This window comes from Stenotrophomonas sp. DDT-1, from assembly GCF_001580555.1.
GTDB classification, from domain to species: domain Bacteria; phylum Pseudomonadota; class Gammaproteobacteria; order Xanthomonadales; family Xanthomonadaceae; genus Stenotrophomonas; species Stenotrophomonas sepilia.
In genome coordinates this window covers 1-10,210 of the sequence record NZ_LEKR01000075.1, presented here as the reverse complement: position 1 = coordinate 10,210, position 10,210 = coordinate 1, and the positions used below count along the sequence as shown (strand labels likewise).

The 10,210-nt window shown below is 67.8% G+C and carries 12 protein-coding genes; 5 read left to right on the top strand and 7 right to left on the bottom strand.

The features are described from left to right. Together murA and AB839_RS20550 are read left to right on the top strand one after the other, a co-directional pair. Window positions 1-1,151 (top strand): UDP-N-acetylglucosamine 1-carboxyvinyltransferase (gene murA, locus AB839_RS20555; protein ID WP_061480741.1); only part of this gene is annotated, 1,151 nt, incomplete at its 5' end. After that, a complete protein-coding gene (locus AB839_RS20550; protein ID WP_032957609.1) occupies window positions 1,148-1,465 on the top strand; it encodes a hypothetical protein in 318 nt (105 codons plus the stop codon). The genes murA and AB839_RS20550, both read left to right, overlap by 4 nt. 114 nt (window positions 1,466-1,579) lie before the next feature. Here the strand turns inward: AB839_RS20550 and AB839_RS20545 are convergent, their stop codons facing one another. The 7 genes from AB839_RS20545 to purM all read right to left on the bottom strand — a co-directional run bounded on the left by AB839_RS20545 (window position 1,580) and on the right by purM (window position 6,500). Then, window positions 1,580-2,263 carry a DUF3108 domain-containing protein gene (locus AB839_RS20545; RefSeq protein ID WP_005415565.1) on the bottom strand — a complete coding sequence of 228 codons (684 nt, stop codon included), beginning with the start codon at window positions 2,261-2,263 and terminating at the stop codon, window positions 1,580-1,582. A 2-nt stretch (window positions 2,264-2,265) separates the two neighbouring features. Further along, window positions 2,266-3,087 carry a DUF3108 domain-containing protein gene (locus tag AB839_RS20540; protein ID WP_061480740.1) on the bottom strand — a complete coding sequence of 274 codons (822 nt, stop codon included), beginning with the start codon at window positions 3,085-3,087 and terminating at the stop codon, window positions 2,266-2,268. 68 nt (window positions 3,088-3,155) lie between these two features. Further along, window positions 3,156-3,815 (bottom strand): phosphoribosylglycinamide formyltransferase, encoded by a 660-nt coding sequence (purN, locus tag AB839_RS20535; RefSeq protein WP_061480739.1) that lies wholly within the window; start codon window positions 3,813-3,815, stop codon window positions 3,156-3,158. Beyond that, window positions 3,812-4,474: a DUF2238 domain-containing protein gene (locus AB839_RS20530; protein ID WP_061480738.1), complete on the bottom strand. Its 663-nt coding sequence runs from the start codon at window positions 4,472-4,474 to the stop codon at window positions 3,812-3,814. Before AB839_RS20530 ends, purN begins: the two co-directional genes overlap by 4 nt. 38 nt (window positions 4,475-4,512) lie before the next feature. Then, on the bottom strand, window positions 4,513-4,935 hold the full coding sequence (locus AB839_RS20525) for a hypothetical protein (protein WP_061480737.1): 423 nt from the start codon (window positions 4,933-4,935) through the stop codon (window positions 4,513-4,515). Then, window positions 4,932-5,420, bottom strand: a complete 489-nt coding sequence (locus tag AB839_RS20520) for a hypothetical protein (protein WP_061480736.1) — start codon at window positions 5,418-5,420, stop codon at window positions 4,932-4,934. The genes AB839_RS20525 and AB839_RS20520 overlap by 4 nt, the downstream gene beginning before the upstream one ends. Before the next feature lie 21 nt (window positions 5,421-5,441). Further along, a complete protein-coding gene (gene purM, locus AB839_RS20515; protein WP_061480735.1) occupies window positions 5,442-6,500 on the bottom strand; it encodes a phosphoribosylformylglycinamidine cyclo-ligase in 1,059 nt (352 codons plus the stop codon). 99 nt (window positions 6,501-6,599) lie between these two features. Here purM and AB839_RS20510 point away from each other — a divergent pair, with 99 nt between their 5' ends. From AB839_RS20510 to hda, 3 genes are read left to right on the top strand one after another with little or no spacing between them, the layout of a single operon-like run. Beyond that, window positions 6,600-7,739, top strand: a complete 1,140-nt coding sequence (locus AB839_RS20510; protein ID WP_061480734.1) for a DUF2066 domain-containing protein — start codon at window positions 6,600-6,602, stop codon at window positions 7,737-7,739. After that, a complete protein-coding gene (locus AB839_RS20505; RefSeq protein ID WP_005415573.1) occupies window positions 7,736-8,905 on the top strand; it encodes an AI-2E family transporter in 1,170 nt (389 codons plus the stop codon). The genes AB839_RS20510 and AB839_RS20505 overlap by 4 nt, the downstream gene beginning before the upstream one ends. Beyond that, entirely contained in the window at window positions 8,905-9,612 is a 708-nt protein-coding gene (gene hda, locus AB839_RS20500) for a DnaA regulatory inactivator Hda (RefSeq protein ID WP_053500213.1), read from the top strand. The genes AB839_RS20505 and hda overlap by 1 nt, the downstream gene beginning before the upstream one ends. Window positions 9,613-10,210 lie beyond the last annotated feature (598 nt).

Sequence of the window (10,210 nt, the reverse complement as noted above, 5' to 3'; positions counted from 1 at the left end):
TCACCAATGTGCCGCACCTGCACGACGTGGTCACTACGGTGAAGCTGCTGGGCGAGCTGGGTGCCAAGGTCACCATCGACCAGGGCACGCTGTCGCGTGGCAGTGCGATCGTGGTCGACCCGCGTTCGGTCAACCAGCACGTTGCGCCGTACGAGCTGGTCAAGACCATGCGCGCCTCGATCCTGGTGCTGGGCCCGCTGCTGGCCCGCTTCGGTGCGGCGGAAGTGTCGCTGCCCGGCGGCTGCGCGATCGGTTCGCGTCCGGTCGACCAGCACATCAAGGGCCTGCAGGCGCTGGGTGCCGAGATCGTGGTCGAGAACGGCTTCATCAAGGCCAGCGCCAAGCGTCTGAAGGGCGGCCATTTCACCTTCGACATGGTCAGCGTCACCGGGACCGAGAATGTGCTGATGGGCGCGGTGCTGGCCGAAGGAACCACCGTCCTCGACAACTGCGCGATGGAACCGGAAGTGACCGATCTGGCGCACTGCCTGATCGCCCTTGGCGCGAAGATCGAAGGCCTGGGCACCGCCCGCCTGGTCATCGAAGGCGTCGAGCGCCTGTCCGGTGGCCGTCACGAAGTGCTGCCCGACCGCATCGAGACCGGCACCTTCCTGGTCGCTGCGGCGATGACCGGCGGCAAGGTCACGGTGAACCGTGCGCGCCCGAACACCATGGATGCCGTGCTGTCCAAGCTGGTCGAGGCCGGCGCGAAGATCGAGACCACCGACGACACCATCACCCTGGACATGCAGGGCAAGCGGCCGAAGGCGGTCAACCTGACCACCGCGCCGTACCCCGCATTCCCGACCGACATGCAGGCGCAGTTCATGGCGCTCAACTGCGTGGCCGACGGCGTCGGCGTGATCAACGAGACGATCTTCGAGAACCGTTTCATGCACGTCAACGAACTGCTGCGCCTGGGCGCGGACATCCAGGTCGAAGGCCACACCGCCATCGTGCGTGGCAGCGAGACCCTGAGCGGTGCGCCGGTAATGGCCACCGATCTGCGTGCCTCGGCCTCGCTGATCCTGGCCGGCCTGATGGCCAGCGGCGAGACCACCATCGACCGCATCTACCACCTTGATCGTGGCTACGAGAACATCGAAGAGAAGCTGTCTTCGCTCGGCGCCACCATCCGGCGCGTGCCATGATCCTGCGCGGCAAGTTCAGCCCGCGCCGCAAGGCGCTGCTGGCCCTGGTGCTGATCGTGCTGGCGTGGTTGGGCTATGCCTGGTACGCCAACATCGCCATCACCCAGGGCATCGAGCAGAAGGACATGGACTGGAACGGCGACGGCACGGTCTCGCGTGACGAGATCATCGAATCGTTCTACGCGGTCGCGGTGAACGACAGCCAGGACGGCAACCGCCATTGCCGCACCTTCGTCTGGCGCAGCACCGGCGAGCAGATCCGCGTGGACTGCCGCACCGAGTTCAAGCCGGCCGCGGCCGAGGAAAAGAAGTAAGAACAACGCCCGCGAAAGCGGGCGTTTTTCCCGGGGCGTCCATCCACGCATGGCGTGGATCTACTTCAGGTTTCCAGTAGATCCACGCCATGCGTGGATGACGTGGATCTCCGGTCAGTTCATCGCCTTGATGGTCAGGTCCAGCGCATCGCGGCCGCTCTCACGCTGCAGCATGCGCGCCGGCACCGGGAATTCCGGCACGATCCAGGCGATCAGCTCCTTGTTGCCGTCGGCACGCGAGACCTTGGTGGCCTCGTAGCTCTTGCCGCCCACGGTGATCGATTCCTTGCCGATCACGCGGTAGGTCATGTTCTTGATGCGGCCTTCGTCGACCATGCGATAGGTCAGCGGCTTGCCGGCGGCCAGGTCGCGGGCGATCGCCAGGTTGATCAGCAGCGCGTCCATGTCGCCCGTCTTCAACGCGATGGGGCCCGCACGGTCCGGCTTGATGTCGCCGGTCCAGGTGGCCTGGTTGCTGGTCCAGTTGTAGTTGGCCTGCACATTGCGCTTCTTCACCAGCAGTGCCGAACGGTCCTGGCTGCTGAGCGGGCGCAGCTGGCCGCGCACCTCTTCGAACACGGTGCTCTGGCTCAGGTCGGCCAGCTGGTTCTTCACCTGCAGCGTGTAGCGCCACTTGTTGGCTCCCTCGCTGCTCAGCGTCATGCTGCCATTGGCCTGCATGCCCATGTAGCTGGCCAGGTAATCGGCCTTGAATGGCTGCAGGGCCATGGCCGGCAGGCTGGCCACCGACAGTGCCGCTGCAGCGATCCAGGTGAGGGGGCGGGTCAGGGTGCTCATGCTCAGACTCCTTGGTATTCGATCAGGCGCAGATCGACGCGGTCTTCGCCGTCTTCGCGTTGCAGGATGCGCACCGGGGTGGGGACACCGTTGGCGATCCAGAGGATGGTTTCGTTGTTGCCGCCGTTGGTCCGGTAGACCCGCAGCGCGTTGTAGGACAGGTCGCCGACCTCGACGTTCTCGGTCTGCGGCGCGGCCTGGTAGTCGTGCTGGCGGACCTTGCCCATGTCCACGTAGCGATAGTGCATGGTGGCGCCCGGGCGGGCATCACGCATGATCGCCAGATTGATCAGCAGCGCGCTCTGGTCGCCCGGCTGCAGCGGGATCGGTTGCGCACGTTCCTTCTTGACGTCGCCGCTCCACTGCGCGGTGCCGGCCTGCCAGTTGTACGTGCCGACCGCTTTCTTGCCCAGGAACAGGCCCTTGCGCACCGTGCTCTGGCTGAGCGGCGCATAGACGCCGCTGCGCTCTTCGAACACCGTGCTCTGCTCGATGTTCAGGCCCAGCACGCTGGCGAAGCCGCGGCGGCCGACCACCTGCATGTCCACCCGCCACTGGTTGCCGCCGGTGTGGGTGACCTGCATGCTGGCGTCGCCGGCCTCCTTGCCTTTGTAGAAGGCTTGGTAGGTCGCGGTGAACGGCTGCAGCGGCGGCGGCTCCCAGGCCAGCGCGGGGGGCATCGGCACGGCCGGTTCTGCGGGCGGCTGTACTACGGGCGCCGGCTGCGCAGGGGCCGCAGGCGCTTGCACCTGGCCCCAACCCACGCCGGGAAGCACGACAAGCGACAGCAGCAATGAAGTGGACAGCAGGGTCGTGGTCTTCATGGAGGACAGGAGCTGCAGGAGGGGGGCAGGATGCCAGCCCCGCAGTCAGCGGGGCGTGTGCGTGGGCGTTACCGGTTCAGGTTCCCGGCGGAATCTAGGGCCAGTGGGCTAAACAGGGGGTGACCGTCCAGGTGCGGCTGCCCCTCCCGTTCAGTCAGGCGGCCGGCGCACAGCAGCTGGAGGGTGGCGATCAGCAGGGGGTGCTCCACCTCCAGCACGCGCGCGGCCAGGCTGTCGGCGTCATCGCCGGGCATCACCGGCACCCGCGCCTGGGCCAGCACGGCGCCGGCATCCAGTTCGGGCACCACCAGGTGCACGCTGGCCCCGTGCTCGGCATCGCCAGCGTCCAAAGCCCGCGCATGCGTATCCAACCCCTTGTGCAGTGGCAGCAGGGAGGGGTGGATGTTGACCAGGCGGCCATTGAAGCGCTGCACGAAGGCGGCGCCGAGAATGCGCATGTAGCCGGCGCAGACGATCCAGTCCGGCGCGACCGCGGCCAGTGCATCGCCCAGGGCCTGCTCGTAGGCGGCGCGGTCGTCGAATTCCTTCGGCGCATGTGCCCAGCGCAGGCGTGCACCGACCCGTTGCAGCGCGGCGGCGGCTGGGCGGTCGGAGAACACGCCGACAACCTCGGCGGGCAGGCGGCCGTCGGCAATTGCATCAAGGATGGCCTGCAGGTTGCTGCCGCGGCCGGAGGCGAGCACGGCAATGCGGGTGGGCGTGGTCATTGCCGGGCACTCCGTCGGATCAACGGCCAGGTCAGCAGGCTGCCCACGGTCGCCAGCAGCATGTCGGCATGCGCGTCCCACATGTCGCCCTGCTGCCCGTTGTAGGCCTCGGCGGCGTCGGGCGAAAGGGCCAGCGCGATGGCCCACTCGAACCACTCGTAGACCAGGCTGGCGCACATCACTGCCATCACCGCCAGGGTGAAAGCCTGGCTGCGGCGCAGCGCCGGCCAGGCATGGCGTGCCAGCTGCAGCAGCGCAGGCGTGAAGCAGACGCCGAACAGGAAGTGGATAAGCCGGTCGAAATGATTACGCTGCCAGCCAAACGCCGCATTCGGCGACCAGCCGGTCAGCGCCTGCGCCCAGGCGTCGTAGGGCACGTTCGAGTACAGCCAGCGCGCAGCCACGCAGTGCAGTGCAATGAAGCCACAGATCGCGATGAAGGCGCCATTGCCCAGCCAGCCACCCCGGCGGTCGGCCCATAGCAGTGCGGCCAGCCCGATCACGGTCAGGGTGCTGTGCAGGGCCTGCTCGATGGGCCACAGCGGGTGGAGCCAGCTGATCGCGAATACCGCCAGCACGGCGGCGAAGGCCAGCTTCTTGGGGCCCGTGAAACGGGAAGCGGCAGGCGAGGCGGTCGTCGGGAGGGTAGGCGCGGACATGGGGAGTCGATCAGGGAAGGGGGCGTCTGCCGGCAAGCTCAGACGCTGAGATGGTCGCCGCGGTCGAAGAGTGCGGCCATGTCAGGCTTGGACAGGAACACCCAGGCATAGGCGGTCAGGGCCATGCCCAGCGGGCCAGCCAGTACCGCCAGCCAGGCCGCGCGCTGGCACCAGGCCAGCCCGGTGCGGCGCGACAGCAGGCGTGCGGTGTGCAGCTGCACGACGCCAAGCGCGGCAGCCAGCAGCGAAATGACCCCGTACACCGTGGCCAGTACCGCGCCATCGGCCAGCCCGCGTGAGCTGGCGACCAGGCCGATGAAACCGAGAAACGCCAGCGCGGCCATCCAGTGGAAAACCGCCAGCGCGTAGAACAGCACCTTCAGCGTCTGCAGATGGCTGGCCAGCTGCAGCTGCGCCAGGGTCTGCTGCGGCAGCGGCGGTGGGGCGACGGGTGTCGTCATGTCGTTGCACCACTTGCATCGAAGGCGGCCTTGACCTGCGGGCGCAGCAGCGTAACCAGGGTGAATACTCCCAGAACGGTGCCCAGCGGCGCGCACAGGCAGAGCAGGCCGGCCACGATCAGGCACAGCAGGTGGCGACGACGCTGGGCCAGGCAGCGTCCGGCCTGGATGACGAATGCGGCCATGCCCAGGCCACCGGCGACGAACACGGTCCCCAGCACCGTGAACACCCAGCCGAACAGGCGCTGTTCGGCCGGCGACGAGGGCTGGCCCCCGGAGTTCATCGGCAGATGGCCGCTCAGCGCACTGATGCCGAGCACGATGTACAGAATGAAAAACAGCGAGAGCAGCGCGATCAGGCCACCGAACACGTAGTGCGCGATGGACAGCGCGCGCAGGTGGTCAGCGTCCTGCCTGCTGAAGACCGGCACGGCCGCCAACGGCGGCGGTACCGGGGTGGGTGCCAAGGGGGGCGTTGCGTCCATGCGGGCTCCTCGGGGTCGGGTTCAGCCGATGCGGACGCGTTCGGCGCCTTCGGCGGTGACCACCTGGCCGATGGTCCAGTGCTCCAGGCCCTGCGCCTTGACCGCCTCGGACACCGCAGCCACCTGGTCCGGCGCGACGATCAGCACGAAGCCGATGCCGCAGTTGAAGGTGCGCCACATCTCGCTGTCGGCCACCGCGCCTTCCTTCTGCAGCCACTGGAATACCGGCGGCAGGGTCCAGGACGAGGCCTGGATGTCCAGGCCGAGGCCGTCGGGCACCACGCGGATGATGTTCTCGGTCAGGCCGCCACCGGTGATGTGGGCCATGCCGTGGATGGCGTCGCCGTGCGACTTCAGCAGCGACAGGATCGGCTTCACGTACAGGCGGGTCGGTGCCATCAGCGCATCAACCAGCTTCACGCCACCTTCCAGTTCCAGGTCGGCCGGGCGGCCGGCGCGGTCGTAGATGCGGCGCACCAGCGAGTAGCCATTGGAATGCGGGCCGGACGAGGCGATGCCGATCAGCACATCGCCGGCGGCCACGCTGGCGCCGTCCTTCAGCTCGCTCTTCTCGACCGCAGCCACCGTGAAGCCGGCCAGGTCGTACTCGCCCGGGGCGTACATGTCGGGCATTTCAGCGGTTTCACCGCCGATCAGCGCGCAGCCGGCCTCGGTGCAGCCGTTGGCGATGCCGCCCACCACCGCTGCGGCGGTGTCGATGTCCAGCTTGCCGGTGGCGAAGTAGTCCAGGAAGAACAGCGGCTCGGCGCCCTGCACCAGCACGTCGTTCACGCACATCGCGACCAAGTCGATGCCGATCGTATCGTGGCGGTTCAGCTGGTGGGCCAGCTTCAGCTTGGTGCCCACGCCGTCGGTACCCGACACCAGCACCGGCTCGCGGTATTTGTTGGACAGGTCGAACAGGGCGCCGAAGCCGCCCAGGCCGCCCATCACTTCCGGGCGGAAGCTGCGCTTGACCAGGGGCTTGATCCGCTCGACCAGCGCGTTGCCGGCGTCGATGTCGACACCCGCGTCACGGTAGGTGAGGGGGGAGGGGGCGGAAGACGGGGTGTTGGTCACGGGCGTCGGCGCTGGCAGGGGTTGAACGAGCGATTTTAACAGGCCGCATTGGCGCAAAGGCCGTATTCGGGCAACAATTCCCCCGGATTCGTCGAGCCAATGGATGTCCTGATGCGCCGCAGCCTGATTCTGACCCTGCTCCTTGCACTGAGCCTGCCGGTGGCCACGATGGCCCAGAGCGGCCTGCGCACCGAGGGAGATGTTGCCACCGCCTCGGGTGCGTACGAGGCCGAAGTGCCCGTCAACAGCCAGGCCGAAGCCGATCGCAACGGCGCCCTGGCCCGTGCCCTGAGCGTGGTGCTGGGCAAACTGTCGGGCGACCGCAACGTGATGTCCCGCCCCGGCGTGGTGCAGGCGCTGCGCAACGCCAAGGACTACGTGGCCAGCTACGACTACAAGCAGGACCAGAGCGTGGGCGCCAGCGGCGCGCCGAGCTTCAGGACCCTGCTGGTGGCCCGCTTCCGCGAGGATGACGTCGACTCGCTGGTCTCGGCGCTGGGCCTGCCGCTGTGGCCGCAGCCGCGGCCGAAGCCGGTGGTGTGGTTGGCCGTCGACGACGGCAGTGGCCCGCGCCTGGTCAGCGTGCAGCAGGCCAACGCCGCCCGCCCGCTGCTGAACCGCGCCATCGAGCGGGGTTACAAGCTGGGCCTGCCCAGCGGCGGTGCCGCCGAACAGGCGCTGGCCGGTGCCATCTGGCGCCAGGACAGTGCCGCCGTGGCCCGCGCCTCGTCGCGCTACTCGCCGCCGATGCAGCTGATCGGCAAGCTCTACCGCGCCAACGGCGGCTGGCAGGCGGACTGGGTGTTCGTCGACAACGGCCGTGAGCTGAACAAGTGGACCAGCAAGGACGCCAACGCCATGCGCGCGATGGCCGCCGGTGCCGACGGCGCCGCCGACGCGCTGGTCAGGCGCTATGCCAAGGCGGGTGCCGCCGTCGGCCAGGCCGGGACCTACCGCGTGGTGGTCACCGGCATCAACAGTGCCGACGACTACCTGCGCCTTGCCGCCGGGCTGCGCGAGGTGCCGGTGGTACGCAATGTCACCCCGCTGCACGCTTCGGCCGGCCAGCTGGAGCTGAGCCTGGAGATGACCACCGGCCTGGCCGGCTTCAACCGCATGCTGGGCGACAACGGCGTGCTGGTGCCCAGCGCGACGCTGCCGGCCCTGCCGACCCCGATCGATGACACCACCGGTGCCCCGGTGGCCGCGCCGGTCAGCAACGAGTACCGTTTGCGATGACCCTGACCCCGGAAGCCGAAATCGCGCAGTTCCTGCGCCGCCTGAAGTACATCCTGTTCGCCGGCCTGGTCGGCTGGGTGGTGTGGCTGCTGGCACCGATCCTGACCCCGTTCGTGCTGGCGCTGGCGCTGGCGTGGCTGGGCGACCCGCTGGTGGACCGCATCGAGGCCACCGGCCGTTCGCGCATGACCGGCGTTGTGCTGGTGTTCGCGGCGATGGTGCTGGTGATCGTGGCGCTGCTGCTGGTGCTGGTGCCGATGATCGAGCGCCAGATCACCACCCTGATCGCGGTCGCGCCGCAGGCACAGGCATGGCTGATGGAGAAGGGGATCCCCTGGTTCGAGCAGAAGACCGGCCTGGAAGTGATGCAGTGGCTGGATCCGGACCGCCTGATCGAATGGGTGCGCAGCCACTGGCAGCAGGCCGGCGGCTTCGCCACCACATTCATGGGCTACGTCTCGCGTTCGGGCTTTGCGATGGTGACCTGGGTGGTCAACATCCTGCTGCTGCCGATCCTGGCGTTCTATTTCCTGCGCGACTGGGACAAGCTGGTCGAGCGGGTGGCGTCGGTCATTCCGCGTAACCAGATCGGCACCATCAGCGCGTTGGCGCGCGAGTCCAACGAGGTGCTGGGCGCGTTCATCCGCGGACAGTTCCTGGTGATGCTGGCATTGGGCGTGATCTATGCCGGCGGCCTGTCGCTGGTCGGCCTCAAGCTGGGCTTGCTGATCGGTCTGATTGCCGGCCTGATCAGCTTCATACCGTACCTGGGCGCGACCACTGGCGTGCTGATGGCGGTGATCGCGGCGCTGGTGCAGGCGCAGGGCTTCGACCTGAAGCTGCTGATCCTGGTGGGCGTGGTGTTCACCGTGGGCCAGCTGCTGGAAAGCTACGTGCTGACCCCGCGTATCGTCGGCGACAAGATCGGCCTGCACCCGGTGGCAGTGATCTTTGCGGTGATGGCCGGCGGCCAGCTGTTCGGCTTCCTCGGCATGCTGCTGGCGCTGCCGGTGGCGGCGGTGACCAATGTTCTGCTGCGCTATGCGCATCAGCGCTACCGACAGAGCGAGCTGTACGTGGGCGAGAAGCCGGCGATCGTGCTTGATGGCGTAGTGGACGCCCCCCATATCATCGTTCCGAACGACAAGGGCCCCGACCTGAAGTGATGGGTGTGCCGCAACTGCCGCTGGCCCTGCATTACCCGCGGGACCAGCGCCTGGAGACCTTCATCGGCGCGCCGGATGGCGCGCTGGCGCAGCTGCGCGCGATCGCGGTTGGCGCCAGCCACGACTGGGTCTACCTGGAAGGTGCGGCGGGAACCGGCAAGACCCACCAGGCGCTGGCGATGTGCTCCAGCGCCGAGCAGGCCGGGCGCCTGCCGACGTACGTGCCACTGGCCAGCGCCGCCGGCCGCGTTCGTGCAGCGCTGGATGGGCTGGACGCACGCGAACTGGTGGCGCTGGACGGGCTGGACGAGGTTGCCGGCAATCGCGAGGACGAGATCGCGCTGTTTGATTTCCATAACCGCGCGCGCGCTGCAGGTGTAACCGTGCTGTACACGGCGCAGAAGGCGCCGGGCGAGCTGGGCCTGGTGCTGCCGGACCTGCGTTCGCGCCTGGGCCAGTGCGTGCGCGTGCTGCTGCAGCCGCTGGATGAGGAAGGTCGTGCTGCGGTGCTGCGCGAGCGTGCACTGCGACGCGGCCTGGCCATCGACGAAGCGGCCATCGAATGGCTGCTGTCGCACACCGGCCGTGAGCTGGGTGGATTGATCACCCTGCTGGACTGGCTGGACCGCGAATCGCTGGCGGCGAAGCGGCGGATCACCGTGCCGTTCCTGCGCCAGGTGCTGGAAGAAGGCCGGCCTCGTTACTGAGGGTGGGGTTTGTTGGCAGGGCTGCGCCCTGCACCCGCCGAAGCCGAAGCAACGTCAACGTCAACGTCAACGTCAACGTCAACGTCAACGTCAAAGGCTGGCTTCCTGAGGGGAGGCGGGGTGGCTCAGGTTGCGGGGGACGGCGCAAGTACGTCCCTGTAGCCTCGATCGCGCCATCCATGGCGCTCACGCCCCCGCAACCTGAGCCACCCCGCCTTCGACAGATTCCCGCGATCTGCCGGGACTGCGTACTGCACTGCTGTTGGTGGGTGTCGACCTTGGTCGACACGTGTCTTGCTTGTGGTGGGTGACGACCGTTGGTCGTCACCAGAGCAAGCGCAGCGAAGCGACCCGCTCTTGCTTTTCTTTCTTTCTTCCGTGGCTGGACGCCCACGGAAACTGTCAGTGGCCGGTCGGGGTGGGTTCGCGGGGGTGTCCGCGGCATGGATGCCGCGGCCAAGCCCCCAGGGTGAAGTGACCCCCGGGAGTTGGACATCAGATCCAACCCCGAGGGATACATGAACAGATACGACGCGCGTTTCAAGCTGCAGGTCGCCAAAGAGGCCTGCAAGACCTCCACATCGGTCAAAGCCGTTGC

Bases quoted from the DNA above. Each gene is read 5' to 3' on its own strand.
- AB839_RS20520 (WP_061480736.1), bottom strand. From the start codon at position 5,420: ATGGACGCAACGCCCCCCTTGGCACCCACCCCGGTACCGCCGCCGTTG.
- AB839_RS20540 (WP_061480740.1), bottom strand. From the start codon at position 3,087: ATGAAGACCACGACCCTGCTGTCCACTTCATTGCTGCTGTCGCTTGTC.
- AB839_RS20525 (WP_061480737.1), bottom strand. From the start codon at position 4,935: ATGACGACACCCGTCGCCCCACCGCCGCTGCCGCAGCAGACCCTGGCG.
- AB839_RS20530 (WP_061480738.1), bottom strand. From the start codon at position 4,474: ATGTCCGCGCCTACCCTCCCGACGACCGCCTCGCCTGCCGCTTCCCGT.
- AB839_RS20550 (WP_032957609.1), top strand. From the start codon at position 1,148: ATGATCCTGCGCGGCAAGTTCAGCCCGCGCCGCAAGGCGCTGCTGGCC.
- AB839_RS20510 (WP_061480734.1), top strand. From the start codon at position 6,600: ATGGATGTCCTGATGCGCCGCAGCCTGATTCTGACCCTGCTCCTTGCA.
- AB839_RS20505 (WP_005415573.1), top strand. From the start codon at position 7,736: ATGACCCTGACCCCGGAAGCCGAAATCGCGCAGTTCCTGCGCCGCCTG.
- purN (WP_061480739.1), bottom strand. From the start codon at position 3,815: ATGACCACGCCCACCCGCATTGCCGTGCTCGCCTCCGGCCGCGGCAGC.
- hda (WP_053500213.1), top strand. From the start codon at position 8,905: ATGGGTGTGCCGCAACTGCCGCTGGCCCTGCATTACCCGCGGGACCAG.
- AB839_RS20545 (WP_005415565.1), bottom strand. From the start codon at position 2,263: ATGAGCACCCTGACCCGCCCCCTCACCTGGATCGCTGCAGCGGCACTG.